The organism is Nocardia sp. NPDC004260, from assembly GCF_053603155.1.
Map to the genome: position 1 here is coordinate 67,679 of NZ_JBSGEZ010000024.1, position 20,406 is coordinate 88,084.

The window sequence follows — 20,406 nt, forward strand, 5'->3', positions numbered from 1 at the left end:
CATGCGCGTCGTCATCGCAGGCGGACACGGGAAGATCGCATTGCTGCTGGCTCCCCTGCTCACCGCGCAGGGCCACGAGGTCGCCGCCCTGATCCGCAACCCCGCGCACGCCGCCGACGTACGCGCCACCGGCGCCGAACCGGTGCTGTGCGATCTGGAGAAGGCGGGCACCGAGGAGCTGGTGGACGTCGTAAAGGGCAGTGACGCGGCGGTTTTCGCCGCCGGTGCCGGACCGGGCAGCGGTGTGGAGCGGAAATACACCGTCGACCTGGGCGGCTCCGTCCGGCTGGCCGAGAGCGCCGAGCGCACCGGAGTGCGCCGCTTCCTGCAGATCTCCACGATGGGCGCGGGCCGGCCGCCCGCTCCCGGTTCCGACGAGGTGTGGGCGGCGTACATCGACGCGAAGACCAAGGCCGAAGACGATCTGCGCAAGAGAGATCTCGACTGGACCATTGTGCGCCCCGGCCGCCTGACCGACTCCCCCGGCACCGGTCTGGTGACGCTCAGGCCGGCCCCGGTCGGGAGCGGCGAGGTCCCGCGCGCCGATGTGGCGGCCGTACTGGCCGGACTGCTGCCCGCCGCGCCCTCGTACCGGCTGACCCTCGAACTCGTCTCGGGTGACACTCCGATTAGCCAGGCAATTGCACATCTGACCGATTGAGCTGTCGCGCACCCGCTACCGCCCTTGCCGATCGACCGCAACGGTCACGATGGGAGAACAACCGTGTTCAGTCGAATCGTCTCGATGAAGATCCGCCCCGGCTCCCGCGCCGAGTTCCTGGCAGCCATATCCCGCAGCGCCGACGCCTCCGTCCGGACCGAGCCCGGCTGTCTGCGCTTCGACATCTGCGCAGATCGGGTGGACCCCCATCGATTCTTTCTCTATCAGCTCTACACCGACGACGAGGCGGCGGAAGCACACCGTTTCACCGAACATTTTCTTGCTTGGCGGGCCGCGGCGGACCAATTCGTCGAGCCGGGTACACACATCGATTACAGCACGGACGTCCTATTCGGCCGCGACTGAAATTCCGCGGCGGGCACCGTTTCCGCAAACTTCCGGCCGCGAAATACGCAGTGCGCACGTGCAATCGATCGTGCAGATGTGCTTGCATCTGAAAGGCACGGCGGCATAAACTCGGTCCCGCAACGCTTTACAGGGGACCATCAGGGGAGGCCGCGTGGGCGAGCCGAAGGCCGAAGCCGCCATGGGTTTGCCGCCGCCAGAAACAGGGGCATTCGAATGGAACATCCACTTACCGGCGGCCGGTTCGGATCAGCCGACACCGCACTGGCCGACCAGCCGGCGAACGGTAGACATATGAGCACATTATCGGCCCACAGCGGCCACACCGATACCGTATTTTCCCGAGAAACCGCCGTGGCATACGTTATCGATGCCGTCGAATCCACCGGGGCGGCGACTCGGCACGATTTCGACATCGACCGGATCGTCACCATCGCGCACGCGATGGCTGACGACTGGGATCTCGAGGCATTGCAGCCCGCTACATTCTGGCGAATCGCCTCCAGCTTCATCAAGCAGTAGATCGTCCCGCCGTCCGAGCCCGGCGGATAACGAAATTTTCGGCGGCTACCACCGCCGAGCGATTGGACAGCAAAGCAAAACCGAGCGGCCACCTCCGATTTGGGAGGTGGCCGCTCGGCGTATCGGGTCTTCGGCGGCGCCGAGACTACCGCGTGGCCTCAGTGCCCTTCGGCATACTTCTCCATGATCGCGATCGACTTGTCCGGGCGCTCGGCCTGCACACTGAGGCGGTCCATCACCGACAGGTACAACGCCAGGTCTTGCCGCCGCTCGAGATACAACGCGCTGGTCAACTGCTCGAGATACACGATGTCCGGCAGTTCGGCCTCGGCGAAGCGCAGGATGCTGAAGGAACTGCCCGCCGCGGCGTGCTCCCCCGCGGTGAACGGCAGCACCTGGATCGTCACATTGGGCAACTTCGCCAGCCGGACCAGATGCAGCATCTGCTCTCGATGCACCTGCGCGCCACCGACGGGCCGCACCAACGCGGCCTCGTCGAGCACCGCCCACACCACCGGCGGGTCCGAGCGGAAGAGGATTTCCTGCCTGCGCTGACGCACCGCGACCCGCCGATCCGTGTCGGCGTCCTCGTACCCGAGCGATACGACCGCCCGGGCGTATTCGGGCGTTTGCAGCAGTCCGGGAACAAGATGCGCCTCGTAGGTGCGGATCTTGCTCGCAGCCTGTTCCAGGCCGAGGTAGGTGCCGAACCACTGCGGCAGCAGGTCGCTGTAGCGATGCCACCAGCCGGGCTCGTTGGCCTGCCTGGCCAACTCGAGGAACGACTCGCGCTCCTCGACATCGTGAACGCCGTAAAGGGTCAGCAGGTCGCGGATGTCACGTTCCTTGAAGCCGGTACGGCCCAACTCGAGACGACTGATCTTGGCATGCGAGCCCCGGATCGCATCACCCGCCGCTTCACGGGTAATGCCCTTCTTCTCCCGAAGCTTGCGCAACTGGCCGCCCAATGCGATGCGTAGCACGGTCGGACCACGTTCCGCGACAACGGATTGCACATGACCATCGTCATCGGGTTCAGCGATCATCGAGTTCGTCTCCGATTACTCCGGGGGTTGCCCACAGTGTGTCACAACCACCTGTCGCGAGACACACCGCACCGACCGCCAATGTTACCGCTCAGCTAGTCAAATAGTCGAACTCCCCAGCCTTCGCGCCGCGGACGAACGCATCGATCTCCGGACGCGTATAGATCAAGACCCCACCTTCCGGGTCCCGCGAGTTACGTACTGCCACCTGGCCGTTGGCGGTTTCGGCCACCTCGACGCAGTTGCCGCTCGGATTACTGAAGGAACTCTTTCGCCAAGTTCCGATGATCTCGTTGGTGGATGTATCCGACATCTTCCCCACTCCTCCGTTACCGCAGTCAGGCGATTCGGTTCGTGCAGATGCACGTTCAAACGTTCTTGCATCTGCACCGACACCGGACGATAGCACGAAGTTCGCCCTCTGTGCGCCCGCGGATCGGCGTCATCCGGCGACAGATGTGAAACGCGAGCACCTCGGCCCGGAAACACCGAGATCAGCTCGCCGATCCACCCCTCTGGACGCGCGCGAATCTTGTACTGTCACAGTGCACATCGGATGTACCAGTCATTCGCGACAACCCCACGCACCCACCCGCACGGCAGTGCCGCGGACCCGTTTCTGCCTAGGAGTACAACCCCATGACCGAAGACCACAGCCCCCTCATCCGAACCGACATCCCCCACTCCGCGCGCATCTGGAACTACTGGATGGGCGGCAAGGACTATTACGAGATCGACCGCATCGCAGGCGATGCCGGGATCGAGGTGGATCCGGACATCACCACCATGGCGGTGCAGTCGCGCCAGTTCCTCATTCGCGCGGTGCGCTACCTCGCCGGGGAACAGGGCATCCGCCAGTTCCTCGACATCGGGACCGGCCTGCCCACCATGCAGAACACCCACGAGGTCGCCCAGAGCGTCGCGCCCGAGTCCCGGATCGTGTACGTGGACAACGACCCCCTGGTGCTCACCCACGCGCGGGCACTGCTCACCAGCACCACACCCGAGGGCGTCACCACCTACGTCGACGCCGACTACCACGATCCCGAGCGGATCATCGCCGACGCCAAGAACGTCCTGAACTTCAACGAGCCCATCGGCGTGATGTTCATGGGCGTGCTCGGCCACGCCAAGACCTACGACGATCTGCTGCGCATCGTGCACACCGTGCTGGACGCCGTGCCGTCGGGCAGCTACCTGGTGATGTGGGACGGCACCGACGACAGCAAGGCGTATGTCACCTTGTGCGAGAACTACACCGGCACCGGTGGCGCCCCTTATGTTCCCCGCCCGCAGGCTCAGATCAAGGCCGTCTTCGACGGTCTGGAGTTGGTCGATCCCGGCTTCGTGTCCATCACACAGTGGCGCTCGGGCGACGCGGAGGTGGGCGAGTCCCGCCCGATCTCCGCCTACGGCGCGGTCGCGCGCAAGCCGTAAGGCCCCTGAACACCAAACCGCAAGCGGCACAGCGGCGGTCGCCGGTCCACCATCGGCGACCGCCGCCGGTTTTTTCTCCGACCGATCGTGCAGATGTACTTGCATTTGCAAGCGACGGAGGAATAGACTCGAACTCGAAATCGGGGAGGTACGCAGGGAGTTCGAGTCTGCGCTACCAGCACATGACCTCCCCGCCGCACGTCGGACGCGAGGGGTAGTCGAATGATCGAGCCATTTCGAACTTCCCCCCGGGTTGCCGTCATCGATGGCGCCGGCGCCGAGCCCTTCCGCCAGTACCCTGCGGCCGAGTTCGCCGCGACGGATTGCAGTGTGGAGCCCCGCGGCCTCACCTACCGGCAGGCCCGCGACATCCTCTACGCCCACGAGGTCCACGGTCCGCAGTGCAGGCAGTGGCTGGCGGCAGCCGCTTATCTGTCAGCCGGGCTGGACGACGAGTAAACAGGCCACACCCGGCGCGCGAATGCCTCGCCGCATCGTAAAGCTCACTCCAGCACCGTAATCCGGACCGCGTGCTGCGCGTCCGTCATCGGGTCACTACGGAATGCGGAGCGACCCCAAGCGATCTCACAGATCACTCCCCGTCCACACAGCCCTTTCGTATAGTGATCGATCGACTCGGGCGCGATTTCTCGCACGCCCGACGTGGCATTGGGGAGCGAACTCGTCATGACCTACTCCGCGTTGGATCTGTCCGCCGACTCGTCCGACCCGGTGCTGGAAATCGGTGGACAGCCGGCTTCGGTGCCTTTGCAGAACACCGACAGCGTGGCCTCGCACATGGTCGGATATTTCGAGAACGTCATGGCGCCCTGCCGCGCCCTGCCCGGCGAGCAGATCCGCGGTGACGTCACGAAACTCACCCGCAGCTGCCTGAACCTCGCCGCCGAGATGTTCGACCGGCGCACGGTGCCGGACGAGGAGCAACTCGGCCCGGTGCGCGCGGCCGCCGCCCGCTGGGCGCGCGAAGGCGTGCCGTTGAGCACCATCCTGCGCGCCTATCACGGAGGATTGCGCATCGCCTTCGGCCTGGTCACCGCGCCCGCCGAGGCCGACGACGTCGAGGAGGTGCTGGTCGCCGCCGATCTGCTCCTCGAACTGCTCGAGGCGATCACCGCGGCGGTGTCCGATGCCTACGTCGACGAACAGCACCTGGTCGCCAAGGAGCATCAGACGGCGGCGCAGACGCTCGCCTCGGCGCTGCTGAGCGGGCGCGGCAGCTCGGCTCTGGCCCGCCAGACGGGTATTCCGATCGCGGATTCGTATCAGGTTGTCGCCCTGTCGATTCCGGAGCACCCGGACGAGCGGGATCCGCGCGTCGACGGGAACGTCGCCGCGCGCCGGAAACTGCGGCGGCTACAGTCCGAGCTGGCCACCGTGTTCGCCTCCCGCGCGCTCGCGCTGCTCAGCGCCAAAGGCGGCACACTGCTCATCCCGTCGGGCGACGAGGCCGAGACCGTCCTCACGGCCGCCACGCTCGAGCTGCTCGCCGCCGCCGCCGAGGTCCCGCTCACCGCCACCGTGGTGCCCACCGACACCGATCAGATCCCCGAATCGGCCGATCAGGCACACGAGCTGCTCAATCTCGTGCGCGTCGGCGTCCGGCCGCCCGGTCTCTACCAGATGTCGGATCTGGCGGTGGAATATCAGCTCACCCGCAGCGGGCCGGCCACGCGCCGGATCGCGACCATCCTCGACCCGCTCGACGCCCATGCCGAGTTGTTCGACACCATGCGCGCCTATCTGGGCAACGACATGAACCGGCAGCTCACCGCGCGCCAGCTCTTCGTGCACCCGAACACCGTCGACTACAGACTGCGCCGCATCGCCCAGCTCACCTCGATCGACCTGGCGACCTCGGCGGGCATCTCACAGGCGGCGATCGCCCTGCTGGCCCGGGATCTGGACCGCAGCGTCGCCCGTCGCCTGTGACGTCCGCGCCGTGACCTGATCGTGGCCTGTAACGGATTCGTGCTGGTCACCGGACGATGAACTTGCGATCCTGGTAGTGCCGCGACGTCTGGATGGTGAAATATGCGAATTTCGGAGATCCTGCACAGAAAGGGCAGCGACGTGGCCACGGTCGCGCCCGATACGACGGTACGCACACTGCTCGCCACGCTGGCAGAGCGGAACATCGGCGCTGTCGTCGTCTCCCCCGACGGCAACACGATCGCGGGCATTGTCTCCGAGCGCGACGTGGTACGCAGTCTGCACGCGTGGGGCGCGGACCTGCTGGACACGCCGGTCTCGGCGATCATGACCGCCGCGGTGCGCACCTGCGCGCCCGAGGACCGGGTCGACGGCCTGCGCCGAACCATGACCGACCACCGCATCCGGCACCTGCCGGTGGTGCACGAGGGCAGGCTGGTCGGCATCGTGAGCATCGGCGATGTGGTCAAGAGCGCGATCTCGGAATTGGCGGACGAACGCGAACACCTCGTGGAGTACCTGCAGGGCAGATATTAGAGCTCGCTTAGGTTCCCCAGATCGGCCGAGAGCCAGTGCTCCGGCCGCAGGAAGACCGCGACCTGCTCACCGTAGGCCTCGGCCGCCTTCAGGTAGGTGTCCACCGATTCGGCGGGTAGGTACCGCGCGGCCATTTCACGGTGCATCTCGTCGGTCATCGGGGTGATCCGGGTGACCGGTCCCTCCACGCTCACGTAGCGGACCGTGGGTTCGGCCTGCTGCACCATCAGACCGAACCGGCCGGTCTCCCGGATATAGCGCATCTTCCGCGACTCCGGGCCGGTCAGGATCCAGGCCTCGTCACCGGGACTGTATTGGTACCAGATCGGGACGGTGAGCGGGCCACGACCGGCGCCCGCGGCCACCGAGAACGCCGCGATATGCGGCTGCGCTAGGAACTCTTGACGCTCTTGCAGGGTCAGAGGCATACGTTCCAGGCTAGTCGTGAAAGCCTTTGTCCACGACAAAACTTCGAAGTCCGTACCGAAAATGCGTATCGTGGGTGACGTCCGAGTTACCGGTGGGAAGGGAGCGTCACGTTGCGGTCCCCCACCCCGAGATCGCCGGTGACGCGGACGGAGGACATTCCCCGGCCGCCGGAAATCCCGACGTTCGCGCCCGCCGCGGCGCGGTCGCTGTTCCCGGCCCTCGCCGGCGCCTCCGAGGTCTATTTGGACAGCGCCGCCACCACGCAGAAGCCGCTGCCGGTGATCGAGACCATTCAGCGCTACCACAGCAACAACACCGCCAACGCCGGCCGCGGCACCTACCCCTGGGCCACCGGTCTCACGGCCCGGATCGCCCGCGTCCGCGAACACGCCGCCGCGTTCATCGGCGCCGAGCATCCGGCCGAGGTGGTCTTCACCGCGGGCGCCACCGCCGCACTCAACGCCGTCGCGCTGTCGTGGGGTCTGACGGCGCTCGCCGACGGCGACGAGATCCTCTACAACGCAAGCGATCACGCGTCGAACGTGTACCCGTGGCAGCACTTGCGCGGGCTGCTCGCCCGGTTCGGACGCCGCATCCACCTCGTTCCCTACCGGGTGACCGCTGCCGGCGAGGCGGACACCGACGACATCCTGGCCAAGATCACCCCGCGCACCCGGCTGATCACGACCGGGCATCTGCACCATGTCTTCGGCGGTCTGAGCACTCTCGAGGAACTGCGCGGCCGGATCGATCCGGCGATCCTGCTGTGCTTCGACTGCTCGCAGAGCGGCGGCCATCTTCCGGTCGACGTCACCGCACTCGGTGCGGATTTCGCGATCTTCGCCGCGCACAAGATGTTCGGTGCGCCCGGCACCGGGATCCTCTACTGCCACCGGCGCGTGCACGACCGGTTGACACCGTTCCTGCCCGGGGGCAACTCCGGCGTCGAACCGGGTCCCGGCGGGCTGCGCCCGGGGCCGATGCCGTCGCTGCTGGAAGGCGGGACGCCCGACATTCCAGGCATCCTCGCCCTCGGCAGTGCGCTGGAGGTGCTGGAATCGTTCGGTCTCGACGCCGTCGCCGCGCACAATCGCGCCCTGACCCTGCGGCTGATCGAGGGGCTGCGGCCGGTTCCCGGCCTGGAGTTCCTGCCCGGCCCGGCACACGCGACCTGCGAGGTCGGCTACGGCATCGTCTCCTTCACCCTGGAGGGGATCTCGGCCGCCGACGCGGGATTCGTCCTGAGCGAGTTCGGTTTCCTGGTGCGCACCGGTGCGCACTGCGTCCCCGCCGAATCCGACGGCGCGGGCTCGGTGCGGGTCAGCACGCACATCTACAACACGCCCGACGAGATCGACCGATTCGTCGCGTGCGTGCGAACCATCGCCGAGGAGGTCACGTGAGTAACGACATCCCCCGCTACGACCGGCGGGCCGCGTCCAGGGTGCTGGCCGACTTGGCGCAGCCAGGGCTGTTCACCGAACCGGTACCCGCTCCCCGACATCGGCGATTCGAATACGCCTGTACGGCATTGGGCCTCGAGCCGGACAGCCATCTCACCTACTCGCAGCGGCTGTATCTGGAGCGGTTCATGCGGCCGTGCCGCGCGGACCAGGTGACGAGCGCGACGCATCGGATCGCGTGGACCGACAGCGCGGGCATCCCGAATACCGGGCACTTCCGTGCCGGTGGTCTCGGTCCGTCGGTGCCGATCGCGACGCGCGAGACGGTCCTGGCGTTGTGGCGCCGATTGGACGCCGACACCGATTTCGCCGCGCGGGTCGCGGCGCTCGGGCCCCGCGAACACGCCGTATTGGCGGGCACGACCACCGACCACGATCCGCGCGACATCTTCCGGGTCGGCATCGAGGCGGCGGGGCGCGTGCTGGCCCAGCACGCGTTGCTGGCGGACACGACCCCCTACCGCGAAGCCGCCGAATTCGCCGAAGGGCTCCGCGTTTCCGGGATCTTCGCCGCGGTGGCCACGCGATGGTTCTGGGAATTGCAGGCCTCGACCTACCGACGGGGCATGATCCCGGTGACGCTGGTCGCGCAACCCGACGGCACCGTCCGCTATTCGGCGGAGACGGTGGCGACCCTGCGCGCGATGAAGGACGCCACCATCGCCGACGCGCACGCCGTGATGGAGCGCGCCACCACGACCGAAGGCCTCACGGTGGCCGAGGCGATCGCCAAGTACCACGACGACCTCGACCTGATCTCCCGGCAATACGCCCTGCTGCCCGAGGGCAGCCATCCGGCCTGCCCGGCCGCCACGCCACACCAGCTCGACAGCGGGCATTTCAGTCTCCTCCCGCTGCTGGTCGACCGATTCGTCGCGACGTTCACCGAGATCGTGGGCCGCTGCGCGGTCGCCGAGGTGAGCGCCGAACTCGACGAGGCGACCGCCGACCGGGTCGCGACCGCCGAGGACCAGGTGTTCTACGTGCCCGATATGACCTGCAAGCACTGCGTCCGCACGATCGGCGGAGTGCTGGAGTCGATGGACATCCGCGTGATCGAGATCGACCTGGACAGCAAACGGGTGGTGGCCGAGTTCCGCAGCCCGCGCAATCGGGCCCGCGCGTTCGAGGCGATCCGGGACGGCGGCTACAACCCGGTCGCGCAGCGGCCGGATAACGCGCCGCAGGCGTCGGCCACCGAGCCGTCGGAAGCCGCCGTATGACGCCGTGGCCGCCGGCGCTGCCCGCGAAGCTCCACCCGATCGTCCGCGCTTTTCTCGACGCTCCCGGCCTCGCGACGCAAACGCTGACGAGATTCGGATCGCCCGCGCATCTGGTGTTCCCGCAGGTGTATTCGGAGAATCTCCTGCGCTTGCGTTCCGTGTTGGAGCGGAGCCTTCCCGGCCACCGGATCTGCTACGCGCACAAGGTGAACCAGTCTCGCGCGTTCGTCCGTACCGCCGAACGCGAGGGCATCGCCGTCGACGTCGCCTCACCGCACGAACTGTCCAGCGCCCGCGCCGCCGGGTTCGATCCGGCGCGCATCGAGGTCACCGGCCCGAAAGGGGAAGCCTTCCTGCGCGAACTCGTCGACCGAGGGGTCACGATCAACGTGGACAACCTCTGGGAGCTGGGCCGCATCGCGGAACTGGCCGGGAAGCAGACGGAAGTGCCTGTGCTACTGCGAATTTCCGGATTCGACGCGGGACAGGTGAGCCGGTTCGGGATACCGCTGGCGCATGTCGAGCAGGCATTCGATCTGCTGTCGGCGCGGCGCGGGCGGATCACCCTCCTCGGCTTCGCCTTTCACCTCGACTCCGGCGACCTCGGTGAGCGCGTCCGGGCGATCGATACCTGCCTGCGACTGATCGAGCGCGCCTACGATCGCGGGCTCACCCCGTCGGTGCTCGACATCGGCGGCGGCTTCCGGCAGGTGTTCACCGCCGACGCCGAGCGGTTCGACGCCTACGTGCTCGCGCTGCGCGAATCGCTGCTCGGCCGCGGGGAGCCGATGACCTGGGGCAGCAACACCTTCGGCTACCACGTCGCGGGCGGGGCCGTGCACGGCACACCGGTGTTCCACAAGTACGCCAACACCGTCGCCGCCGACCGCATGCTCGCCGATCTGCTCGACGCTCCGCTGGAGCGGCACGGCGGACGCACGGTGGCGCAGGTGGCGGGCGACAATCTGCTGGAGATGTGGCTGGAGCCGGGCAAGGCGCTGGTAGATCACGCGGGTATCACGGTGGCCACGGTCGAGTTCGTCAAGGAGGTCGCCGACGGCAGCGTGCTGGTGCACGTCGACCTCAGCCGCGATTCGGTGACGCCCGCCGATCAGGAGGTCATGGTCGACCCGATCCTCCTGCCCGGCGATGACGCGACCGCGGGCGACCGCGACACGGGCCCGGTCGGCGTCTACCTCGCCGGACGGCTGTGCCTGGAGCGCGATCTGATCACCAACCACAAGGTGTGGCTGCCCGCGCGGCCCCGGCCGGGCGATTCGGTGGTGTTCCCGAATACCGCCGCCTATCACATGGACCTGTCCGCCGCGACGGCCTCCATGCATCCCCTGCCCGCGAAACTCGCGGTCACCCGGACGCCCGACGGGTTCCGGGTCGTGCACGACGCCGACTACGAGCCCGATTTCCCCGTCGAGTCGTCCCGGCCGAGTCACATCGCGCCGCACGCCACTGCCCCTGCCACCGGTCCGGTCCGAACCGTCGAGGCCCCCTGATGCGATACGACCACATCACCGAACTGATCGGCAACACGCCGCTGCTGCGGCTCGACCCCGCGGTGCACGGGCTGGCGAATGTCGAGCTCTACGCGAAACTGGAGTCGCACAACCCGTTCGGTTCGGTGAAGGACCGGGTGGCCTGGGCCATGCTGCGCGACGACCTGGCGCGGATCCGCGCCGAAGGCCGGACACTCATCGAGGCGTCCAGCGGGAACACGGCCAAAGCGCTGCGCGTCCTCGGCGCGATGTACGGGATCGACCTGCGCGCGGTGACCAACCGGATCAAAGTGGGCGAGGTCCGTGACCTGCTGCAGCTGTTCGGCACCGAGATCGTGGAACTGCCCGGCCTCTCCGAGTGCCCGGACCCGACGACGCCGAACGACGTCTACTCGGTGATCGAGGCGACCATGGCCCAGCAGCCCGCCGCGTACCGGCATCTGTCGCAGTACACCAACGAGAAGAACATCGAGGCGCACCACCACGGCACCGGCCGGGAGATCCACGAGGACCTGGCCGCCGATGGCATCACCAGGATCGATTATCTGATCGGCGGGCTCGGCACCACCGGTTCCACCAGGGGGACCGCCACCTACCTGCGCAAGCACAATCCCGAATTGCGCACCGTCGCAGTGGTTTCGGAGCGATCCGACTTCATTCCCGGCATCCGTTCGGAGAGCGAGATGTGGGACGTCGGGCTGTTCCAGCCGGAATTCTACGACCGGATCGTGACCGTGGCGGCGGGCGACGCCGTGGACGCGACGCTGCGCCTGGCGAGCGGCTACGGCGTCCTGGCCGGACCGACCAGCGGTGCGAGTTACGCGGCCGCGCTGGAGACGCTCGGCGCGCTCGATCTGTCGGCGAACGATCCGGACGATCCGCTCGTGGCGGTGTTCATCGTCTGCGATCGGCTCGAGCCGTACCTGTCGTACATCAAGAAGCGCAGGCCGGAACGGTTCGGCCGCGCCGAACGCGAAGCGGCGCCGACCGCGGAGGAGCTGGCGGCGGTGCCGCGCCTGTCGCCCGAGCAGCTCGCCGAGCTGGACCGGACCGGGCGCCCGACCATCGTGGACAGCCGTGGCGCCATGGCCTATCGGATCGGCCACGTCCCCGGCGCGTTGAACATTCGCGACGACCAGCTCGATGACATGTTCGGGCACGGCATACCCTTCCCGCGCTCGCGCCCCGTCGTCTTCGTCTGCCCCGTCGGTGAGCTGTCGGTGCGGTTCGCCGCACGGGCCAGGCGAGCCGGCTACGACGCCACCAGCTTGGCCGGTGGCGTGGTCGCCTGGCGCGATGCGGGGTTGCCGCTGGAACGAGGCTGATCGCCCGCGGGCTCACCGCCGCCCGGCGGCCGAGTCCGTCGGCAACGGGATGACCGGACCACGGTAACCGGTGGCCAGGAGAGAGCGGGCCGGGTGCGCGCGGCGCCGGGGCGCGCCGCCAGGCACTATCGTTGGGCCGTGCAGACAGGTCAGGACGCAGACGACGACGGGGGCCCACGGATCTGGGGTGGGACGACGCTCACCGAGCGCAGGGAGACGCGGCGGGCGGCGCTGTTGGAAGCGGCGCTCGATCTGATCGGCGAGTCGGGCGCGGGCGGGGTCACCATGCGGGCGGTATGCCGTAAGGCCAATCTCACCGACCGCTACTTCTACGAAAGCTTCGCCAGCCGCGACGAGCTGCTCGACGTGCTCTACCGTCAGGTCGCCGAGGAATTCCTCGAACCCATGACGGCCTTCGCCGCCACCGACGACCCGTCCCGCGATCGCGCGCTCTCGGAGATCCTGGTGGACAAAGTGCTCGCCGACCCGCGCAAATCGCGGCTGTTCCTGGTCGAGCCGTATTCCAGCACCGGGCTCGGGCAGACCACCTTTGCGGTGATGCCGGTCTTCACCCGGATCATGCAGGACCATCTGTTCGGTCACATCGACGACCCGGTCAAGCGCAGGCTGGCGGCGGTGACCATGGCCAGCGGGAACGCGGGCATGTTCTCGGCATGGCTGAACGGCTCGCTGCGCGCCACCCGCGAGCAGATCATCGAGCACTGCCTCGCGATGCTCACGGTGTACCGCTCGCTCTACCGTCCCTGATCGCCCGCACCTCACCCGGTGCGGCCGGCCGGTAGGTCCCCGGACCGGCCCCGCCAGTACGCCAGCGTGTTCTGCGTCCGGATGGTGGCGCCGTGATTGGGGCCGAGAGCGCGCAACTCCGCGACCAGCAACACCTCCAGTTCCGCGACGGCGCGGGTCAGATCGCCGTGCCGGGCGCGGCAGCCCGCGAGTTCGTTGCGGGTGTCGAAGGTGTCCGGGTGGTCTGGGCCGAGCACGCGCAGCCGGTCGCCGAGCAGTTTCTCCAGGTCGGTGATCGCGCCCGCGAGATCGCCGCTGTCGGCGCGGTAGGCGGCCAGCTTGCCGCGGGTCAGCAGCGTGTCGGGGTGGTCCGGTCCGAGCACCCGCAGACGATCGTCGAGCAGGCGGCTGAACTCCGCGCCCGCCCCGGCCAGATCACCGCTGCGCGCGCGGAACGCCGCGAGGTTGTTGCGCGCGCCGAGCGTATTGGGATGGTCGGCGCCGAAGACGCGCAGATAGTCGGCTACCAACTGCTCGAATTCGGCCCGTGCGCCTGCGAGATCGCCGCTTGCCGCCCGCCAGTACGCGAGGCTGTTGCGGGTGCGCAAGGTGTCCGGGTGATCGGCGCCGAGCACGCGGGCGCGGTCGGCGCGCAGCTGTTCGAACCGGTCGATCGCCCCGGCGAAATCGCCGACGTCGCCGCGATTGGACGCCAGATTGTTCCTGGTGCGCAGGGTTTCGGGATGGTCGGGCCCGAGTAGGCGCAGCCGGTCGGCGAGCAGATGCTCGAACTCCTCGCCCGCGCCGGAGTAGTCGCCGCAGCGGGCGCGGTAGCTCGCCAGCTTGTCGCGGGTGTCCGAGGTGGCCGGATCGTCGGGTCCGAACACCCGCAACCGGTCGGCGAGCAACTGTTCGAAATCGGCGACGGCGCCGACCAGGTCGCCGCTCTCGGCGCGGTGATATGCCCACCGTTCCCGCGTGATGAAGGTGTCGATATGGTCCGGTCCCAGTGACTCGGCGAAGTCGGGCGTCCACGCCGCCCACAGGTCGCGGTCGTCGGCCGACCTGCCGGTTTCCAGTTTCTCCAGGAAGTCGATGGCCAAGTCGGCATCGCCGTAGGCCAGGCAGTGGCGTACGGCCGCGCCGCGCGCGTAGTCCGCGGCCCGGTCGCCTCCGTCGGCCTGGATCGCCGCGACCAGGGCGCGGTGGGCGTCCGCGATGCGCACGCCGAGGCGGTGGCATTCCGCGTCCAGCGCGGGCAGGAACGCGCTGTGGGTCACCCCGAGCGACTCGCGAACGGTGCCGGGATGACTGCGGGTGATCAGGGTGCCGAGATTCACGGCGATGTCGCGGACCCGGGCGGCGCTGAGGTCGACGCCGAGCGACAACAGCGCCGAATCCAACAGCTCCAACGGCAGCACCGGCCCGACACCCGCCGCGACCAGCACACCGAGCAGAGCCGCTGTGTCACCGGTGGTTTCGGGATCGAGCCCGCGCAGCGCCGTCTCGACCCGCAGCGCGATGACCCGGTCGAGGCCGATCCCGGAGGCCACCGCGCCGTCGGTCAATCCCGAAGCGACCTCCAGCAGGATGCCCGCGACCAGCCAGCCGCCCGCCACCACCCGCGAACCGCTCGCGTCCGTGGGGGTCTCCGCCAGCAGTCGCTGGATCCAGCCGATCCAGTCGACCGGACCCAGCGGCGCCGTGCCGCGCGCGGAATCCACCACGGCGGCGATGTCATCGGCCGCCGGTTCGGCGATATCGATGCGGTACATGTGCGCCAGCCCCGGATCGTCCTCCACGCCGGTGCCGGGCCGGATGCCGACGATCACGCGCACGTGCCGAAGATCTTCGCGGCCGGTCAGATCGGCGATCGCGGCCACGAGCAAACGCCTGGTCCCCTCCTGCGGCTGGTTCAGTCCGTCGAACACCAGGGTGACCCGGCGGCCCGCCGTGGACAGCCGCGCCAACGGGCGGCGGACCAGGATGTCGAAGATGTCGAACTCGTCCCTGGGCCGGTGCGCCCTGGCCGCGCGCGCCGCCGCACGGAAGCCCGGCACGCGCGCGTCGAGTTGCGCGGCCAGCTCAGCGGCCACGGACTCCACCGAACTGTTCACCGTCAGGAACACCGCGGCGGTGATGTAGTCGGGGGTGACGGCGAGCCCGTCGACCAGGCTGGGGCGGATCAGCATTGCCAGCAGCGTGGACTTGCCCACGCCCGCCGGACCCAGCACCGCCCGCAGCCGGTGGCTGCCCGCGTCGACGATCGCGTCGAGACGCTCGCGCACATCGGGCGTCAGCAGCAGACGGCGGGTGAGCTGGTCGACGAATCCGGCGGCGGAGCGTCCGCTCACCGCGTCGCGGTGGCGCGCGGTGTTCGGCACCAGCCACAGCCCCGGGTCGACGCCCTGTGCCGTGGACACCGCGCCGGAACTGAAGGACAGATGCTGCGGCTGTTGATGGGTGCACTGCACGGCGATCGGATCGACCAGGTCCGAGGGCAGCAGGTTCTCCCCGCGCAGCGGCAGGCCCAGGTCGAAGGTGGCGAGCATGGTGCGGGTGAAGCATCCGGAGTAGGCGGGCCCGTCGCCCGAGGCGACCAGCAGTTCCATCCGGCCGCCCGACTGCGCCAGCAGATCGGTCCACCGGCGCGCGGCCCCTTGGACACCCTGCCCCGCCTCGCAGGCGTCGACGAGCAGGACCAGCCCGTCCAGCGCGGCGCGGTCGAGCCGCTCGCGGATCTCCTGGGTCAGGTGAAACGCGTTGTGCGAGGTGGGATCAGCGGGTGAATCGTGGCCGAGCAGGTAGAAGTCCTCGGCGCTGGTCGACACGCCGTGCCCGATGAAGCCGAGCAGCAGGGTGGCCTGCCGCTGCGATGCCGCCGTGAAGGCCGCGTCGACGGCCTCGAGCAGTTGGGCGGCAGTGGGATTCAGCACCGGGCCGTCCAGCTCGATGGCGGGCCGCCACCCGCCCGCTTCGGTCAGACTCCCGTACAAGCCGTTGGCGAGTTCCTCGGTGAAACCCAGATCTCCCAGCGCCGCGCATTCCGACCCCACCACCAGCGCCAGCCGACCTCCCATGCAAGAAACATACTCGCGCCGCCTCGGCCGTTCCGCCGCACCGATACCGAAAGGCGCTGTGCCAGACGTAGGGTGACGGTCCGAGAGCCGGAAGAAGGAGATCGCGCGATGACCGACCCGGTGGTGGGTTTGACAGGTACGCTCACATCGCCGATCCGAGGTGCCGGGACGCTGAGCGAGGTCCTGGTCGCGATTCGCGGGGGAACCGAGCTGTACATCGCACAGTCCACCGAGCCGATCCCGGCCGGTGCGACCGTGCTGGTCATCGCGGTCCATCCGGGGCGCGTCGTCGATGTCGTCCCGTGGATTCCGCTCACCCCGGACCCGGCAGCAGAAACCTGAGAAAGTAAGGGAGACAGACGTGCTGGGCTACCATGTGCCGGACCCGGACGAGGCGATGCTGGTCAGCGGCGGCAAGAGCCGCGACAACACGCCGTTCAAAGTAGTCATCGGACGCGGCGCCTGGGTGATTCCGCTGTTCCGCAAGGTGCGCTACCTGTCGCTGGCGATGTTCGAGGCCGAGATCAAGGAGCGGTGCGTCACCAAACAGGCGATCCAGCTCGACGTCCGCGCGGTGATCGCGTTCAAGGTGGCCAACGACACCTCCTCCATCGTGAACGCCGCACAGCGGTTCCTCTCCGAGCAGGAGCGGGAGATGTCGGTGCTGACCGGTCGCATCTTCTCCGGGCACCTGCGTTCGATCGTCGGCTCGATGACGGTCGAGGAGATCATCCGGGAGCGGCAGAAACTGGCCGACGAGGTGCTCGTCGCGTCGAAAGTCGAGATGAGCAATATCGGCCTGTGGGTCGATTCCTTCCAGATCCAGTCCATCGATGACGGCAACCTCGGCTATATCGCCGCGCTCGCCGCCCCGCACAATGCCGCCGTCCAGCGCGACGCGCAGATCGCGCAATCGCAGGCCGCGCAGGCGGCGGCGCAGGCCGAGCAGGAATCCCAGCGCAGGCAGGCGGAATATCAGCGCGAGACGGCGATCCTGCGCGCGCAGTACCAGCGCGACATCGACAAGGCCAACGCGGAGGCGGCGCAGGCGGGCCCGCTCGCCGAGGCGATGGCGTTGCAGGAGGTGCTCACCGCTCAGGCCGAGCAGGCCCGCAAGGAGGCCGAGCTGCGCGAGCAGCAGTTGCAGGCCGAGGTCGTCAAACCCGCTCAGGCGGAAGCGGATCGGGTGCGTATCCTGGCCGAGGCGGAAGCCGACCGCACCCGGATCCAGGCCGAGGCGGCCGCGTCGAACAACCGCATCGCGCTGGATCAGTTGTTGATCGAACAACTTCCGGAAATCGTGCGGCAGGCGTCGAACGGGTTGGCGAACGCGAATCTCACCGTGCTGAACGGACCGGACGGAGTGAGCGAACTGGTGAACGGAATGGTCGGTCAGGGACTGACCGTTTTCAATTCGTTGCAAAAGGCGCTTTCCTCCGACGACGGCGAAAAGGCGCGTTAAAGTTGCCGAGTAGCGACGGCGACGAGGAGCGGGTGTTGGTGTCCATAGGGAAATTGGTGTCGTTCGACAGCTCTCGGGGATTCGGATTCATTCGGCCGGAGGACGGTGGACCCGATGTGTTCGTCCACGTCAACGACATCGGCCTGGACGAGGACGAGTTGCGACAGGGACGGGTGTTCGAGTTCGAGGTGACCGAAGGCGACCGCGGACCCAAGGCGGTCAATCTCACTGTGGTCGGCGGGTCGTCCGCACCCCCCGCCCGGCACAAGGGGAAGGACAGGGCGGGTTCGGGACAGCTCACCGTCGCCGAGCACCAGCGCCTGATCACCGAGCTGCTCCTGGACGCCAGCCCCGCGCTCACCGCGGGTGAGATCCTCACCATCCGCGACCGGCTCACCGCGTTCGCCGACCAGCACGGCTGGCTGGAGAACTGACCGGCGAAGTCCACGAACCTGTCGGGGCACCCGCCTACGATCGAGCCGAGGCCGCGGCCACATACCGATGAGTTCGGTCCGCGCGCACCGTCGATATGGGTGAGGATCGAACCCGAGGAGGATCGCGTGGATCTACCGGTGATGCCACCAGTGCGGCCCATGCTGGCCAAATCCGCGCCCGCGGTGCCCCGCGAGCCGGGCCTGAGCTACGAACCCAAATGGGACGGTTTCCGCTGCATCGTGTTCCGCGACGGCACCGAAGTGGAACTCGGTTCGCGCAATGACCGGCCGCTGACCAGGTATTTTCCCGAGGTCGCCGAATTGCTGAAGCAGGCGCTGCCGGACCGCTGCGTGGTGGACGGCGAGATCGTGGTGGTCACCGAACAGGGTCTGGATTTCGACACCTTGCAGAACCGGCTGCATCCGGCCGCGTCCAGGGTCGCCAAGCTGGCTGCGGAGACGCCGGCCAGTTTCGTGGCCTTCGATCTGCTCGCCCTCGGCGACAAGGATCTGACCGGAGAGCCGTTCATCGAACGCAGGCGGCTGCTGGAAACGATCCTGGACACCGCGCTCGCGCGCGTGCACCTGACTCCGCTCACCCACGATCCCGACGTCGCAGAGGACTGGTTCACCCGTTTCGAGGGCGCGGGGTTCGACGGCGTGATGGTCAAATCCGACGACCTCGCCTATCTCCAGGACAAGCGGGTGATGCTGAAGGTCAAGCACGAGCGCACCGCCGACTGCGTGGTGGCCGGTTTCCGCTGGCACAAGGATGGGGCCGGGGTCGGCTCGCTGCTGCTCGGACTGTTCGACGACGAGGGCCGCCTGCACCACGTCGGCGTGGCCAGCAGCTTCACCGCGGCCCGGCGCAAGGAACTGGTCGAGGAGCTCGCGCCACTGCGGGAGAACGCGCTCGACAACCATCCCTGGCGGGATTGGGCCGACGCCGCGGCGCAGGCGGCAGCGGAGGGCAAGATGCCCGGCGGCGTCAGCCGCTGGACCGGCGGCAAGGATCTGTCCTGGGAGGCGTTGCGGACGGAGCTGGTCGCCGAGGTGCGCTACGAGCACGTGCAGTCGGGACGGCTGCGCCACGGCGGCAGGCTGGTGCGCTTCCGCACCGACCGGACGCCGGAATCGTGTACCTACGCGCAGCTGGACGAGGTCGCGCCCGCGGAATTGAGCACGCTGTTCGGCGAAGGCGCGGCGCGATGACCGAGTCCGTGGACATCGAGACCGACGGCCGGACCGTCACGATCAGCAACCCGGGCAAGATCTATTTCACCAAGCGCGGCGAGACGAAACTCGATCTGGTGCGTTACTACCAGGCGATCGCCGAGCCGTTCCTGAATGTGGTCGGCGGACGCCCACTGCTGCTGGAGCGGTATCCGGACGGCGCGTCCGGCAAGTCCTGGTTCCAGAAACGGGTGCCGAAATCGGCGCCGGACTGGCTGCACACCGTGGAGGTGTCCACACCGAACGGCACCACCAGCGACGCCCTCGTCGCGCACGATCTCGCCCACATCCTGTGGGCGGTGAACCAGGGGTGCCTCGGGTTCCACGTCTGGCCCAACCGCGCCGACAATCTGGAGATCGCCGACGAACTGCGCATCGACCTCGATCCTTCGCCGGGCATCACCTTCGCCCATCTCCGGCACGCCGCGATACGCACCAGAGATCTGCTCGCCGAACTCGGCATCGAATCTTGGATCAAGACCTCCGGCTCACGCGGCTTGCACCTCTACTCGGCGCTGGAACCGAAGTGGGACGGTTATCAAGTGCGGGCCGCCGCGGTGGCGCTGGCCCGCGAATTGGAGCGCCGGTTCCCGCAGGACATCACCGCGCAGTGGTGGAAGGAAGAACGCGGCAACCGGGTCTTCATCGATTTCAATCAGAACGCGCCGCACAAAACGGTGTTCGGCGCCTGGTGTGTGCGGCCGAAGGTCGGCGCGCAGGTCTCGACGCCGATCAGCTGGGCGGATCTGGATTCGGTGGTGCCCGACGAGCTGACCATCGCGACCGTCCCGGCACGCTACGCCGCATCGGGCGACCCGTGGGCCGACCGTGCGCCCCAGTCCATCGCCCCGCTGCTGGAGATGTCCGACCGGGACATGGCGGCCGGTCTCATGGACGCGCCGTGGCCCCCGCAATATCCGAAGATGCCCAACGAGCCGCCCAGGGTACAGCCGAGCCGCGCCAAGAAGGCCGAATAGCGA

General features: G+C 68.1%; 21 protein-coding genes. 17 read left to right on the forward strand and 4 right to left on the reverse strand.

Annotation, left to right across the window (positions count from 1 at the left end):
• The first annotated feature begins 1 nt into the window (after position 1).
• The 3 genes from ACWEO7_RS16260 (at position 2) to ACWEO7_RS16270 (ending at position 1,549) form a co-directional block, all read left to right on the forward strand.
• Entirely contained in the window at positions 2-661 is a 660-nt protein-coding gene (locus ACWEO7_RS16260) for an SDR family oxidoreductase (protein ID WP_452424092.1), read from the forward strand.
• Positions 662-724: 63 nt separating this feature from the next.
• Positions 725-1,027: a putative quinol monooxygenase gene (locus ACWEO7_RS16265; RefSeq protein WP_452424094.1), complete on the forward strand. Its 303-nt coding sequence runs from the start codon at positions 725-727 to the stop codon at positions 1,025-1,027.
• Between the two features lie 354 nt (positions 1,028-1,381).
• Complete coding sequence (locus tag ACWEO7_RS16270) at positions 1,382-1,549, forward strand: hypothetical protein (protein WP_450020084.1); 168 nt, start codon at positions 1,382-1,384, stop codon at positions 1,547-1,549.
• Positions 1,550-1,707: 158 nt separating this feature from the next.
• Here ACWEO7_RS16270 and ACWEO7_RS16275 read toward each other — a convergent pair whose 3' ends face one another.
• On the reverse strand, positions 1,708-2,595 hold the full coding sequence (locus tag ACWEO7_RS16275) for a helix-turn-helix domain-containing protein (protein ID WP_450020086.1): 888 nt from the start codon (positions 2,593-2,595) through the stop codon (positions 1,708-1,710).
• A 91-nt stretch (positions 2,596-2,686) separates the two neighbouring features.
• Complete coding sequence (locus ACWEO7_RS16280) at positions 2,687-2,908, reverse strand: DUF397 domain-containing protein (RefSeq protein WP_039797917.1); 222 nt, start codon at positions 2,906-2,908, stop codon at positions 2,687-2,689.
• A 326-nt stretch (positions 2,909-3,234) separates the two neighbouring features.
• Here ACWEO7_RS16280 and ACWEO7_RS16285 point away from each other — a divergent pair, with 326 nt between their 5' ends.
• The 4 genes from ACWEO7_RS16285 (at position 3,235) to ACWEO7_RS16300 (ending at position 6,519) form a co-directional block, all read left to right on the forward strand.
• Positions 3,235-4,032 (forward strand): SAM-dependent methyltransferase, encoded by a 798-nt coding sequence (locus tag ACWEO7_RS16285; protein WP_450020088.1) that lies wholly within the window; start codon positions 3,235-3,237, stop codon positions 4,030-4,032.
• Positions 4,033-4,254: 222 nt separating this feature from the next.
• A complete protein-coding gene (locus tag ACWEO7_RS16290; protein ID WP_452424096.1) occupies positions 4,255-4,491 on the forward strand; it encodes a hypothetical protein in 237 nt (78 codons plus the stop codon).
• Positions 4,492-4,719: 228 nt separating this feature from the next.
• Positions 4,720-5,982: a PucR family transcriptional regulator gene (locus ACWEO7_RS16295; RefSeq protein ID WP_452424097.1), complete on the forward strand. Its 1,263-nt coding sequence runs from the start codon at positions 4,720-4,722 to the stop codon at positions 5,980-5,982.
• A gap of 102 nt (positions 5,983-6,084) precedes the next feature.
• Positions 6,085-6,519, forward strand: coding sequence for a CBS domain-containing protein (locus tag ACWEO7_RS16300; protein WP_452424099.1), 435 nt, complete (start codon positions 6,085-6,087; stop codon positions 6,517-6,519).
• Here ACWEO7_RS16300 and ACWEO7_RS16305 read toward each other — a convergent pair.
• Entirely contained in the window at positions 6,516-6,947 is a 432-nt protein-coding gene (locus tag ACWEO7_RS16305) for a pyridoxamine 5'-phosphate oxidase family protein (RefSeq protein WP_452424101.1), read from the reverse strand. The two genes, ACWEO7_RS16300 and ACWEO7_RS16305, sit on opposite strands and share 4 nt — an antisense overlap.
• 138 nt (positions 6,948-7,085) lie before the next feature.
• Here ACWEO7_RS16305 and ACWEO7_RS16310 point away from each other — a divergent pair, with 138 nt between their 5' ends.
• The 5 genes from ACWEO7_RS16310 (at position 7,086) to ACWEO7_RS16330 (ending at position 13,238) form a co-directional block, all read left to right on the forward strand.
• Positions 7,086-8,351: an aminotransferase class V-fold PLP-dependent enzyme gene (locus ACWEO7_RS16310; protein WP_452424102.1), complete on the forward strand. Its 1,266-nt coding sequence runs from the start codon at positions 7,086-7,088 to the stop codon at positions 8,349-8,351.
• Positions 8,348-9,634, forward strand: a complete 1,287-nt coding sequence (locus ACWEO7_RS16315) for a heavy-metal-associated domain-containing protein (protein ID WP_452424104.1) — start codon at positions 8,348-8,350, stop codon at positions 9,632-9,634. Before ACWEO7_RS16310 ends, ACWEO7_RS16315 begins: the two co-directional genes overlap by 4 nt.
• Complete coding sequence (locus ACWEO7_RS16320) at positions 9,631-11,145, forward strand: alanine racemase (protein WP_452424106.1); 1,515 nt, start codon at positions 9,631-9,633, stop codon at positions 11,143-11,145. The genes ACWEO7_RS16315 and ACWEO7_RS16320 overlap by 4 nt, the downstream gene beginning before the upstream one ends.
• Positions 11,145-12,470, forward strand: a complete 1,326-nt coding sequence (locus ACWEO7_RS16325) for a pyridoxal-phosphate dependent enzyme (protein WP_452424108.1) — start codon at positions 11,145-11,147, stop codon at positions 12,468-12,470. Before ACWEO7_RS16320 ends, ACWEO7_RS16325 begins: the two co-directional genes overlap by 1 nt.
• A gap of 138 nt (positions 12,471-12,608) precedes the next feature.
• Positions 12,609-13,238, forward strand: a complete 630-nt coding sequence (locus ACWEO7_RS16330; protein WP_452424110.1) for a TetR/AcrR family transcriptional regulator — start codon at positions 12,609-12,611, stop codon at positions 13,236-13,238.
• Positions 13,239-13,249: 11 nt separating this feature from the next.
• On the opposite strand, the gene ACWEO7_RS16335 is transcribed toward ACWEO7_RS16330, so the two are convergent.
• Complete coding sequence (locus tag ACWEO7_RS16335) at positions 13,250-16,297, reverse strand: tetratricopeptide repeat protein (protein WP_452424112.1); 3,048 nt, start codon at positions 16,295-16,297, stop codon at positions 13,250-13,252.
• A gap of 108 nt (positions 16,298-16,405) precedes the next feature.
• On the opposite strand from ACWEO7_RS16335, the gene ACWEO7_RS16340 reads away from it, so the two are divergent.
• From ACWEO7_RS16340 to ligD, 5 genes are all read left to right on the forward strand, one after another.
• Positions 16,406-16,639: a hypothetical protein gene (locus ACWEO7_RS16340; protein ID WP_450020110.1), complete on the forward strand. Its 234-nt coding sequence runs from the start codon at positions 16,406-16,408 to the stop codon at positions 16,637-16,639.
• A gap of 19 nt (positions 16,640-16,658) precedes the next feature.
• Entirely contained in the window at positions 16,659-17,759 is a 1,101-nt protein-coding gene (locus ACWEO7_RS16345; RefSeq protein ID WP_452424114.1) for an SPFH domain-containing protein, read from the forward strand.
• 2 nt (positions 17,760-17,761) lie between these two features.
• Positions 17,762-18,193: a cold-shock protein gene (locus tag ACWEO7_RS16350; RefSeq protein WP_379255461.1), complete on the forward strand. Its 432-nt coding sequence runs from the start codon at positions 17,762-17,764 to the stop codon at positions 18,191-18,193.
• A gap of 126 nt (positions 18,194-18,319) precedes the next feature.
• Positions 18,320-19,405, forward strand: a complete 1,086-nt coding sequence (locus ACWEO7_RS16355; protein WP_450020169.1) for an ATP-dependent DNA ligase — start codon at positions 18,320-18,322, stop codon at positions 19,403-19,405.
• Entirely contained in the window at positions 19,402-20,403 is a 1,002-nt protein-coding gene (gene ligD, locus ACWEO7_RS16360) for a non-homologous end-joining DNA ligase (RefSeq protein WP_452424116.1), read from the forward strand. The genes ACWEO7_RS16355 and ligD overlap by 4 nt, the downstream gene beginning before the upstream one ends.
• Positions 20,404-20,406 lie beyond the last annotated feature (3 nt).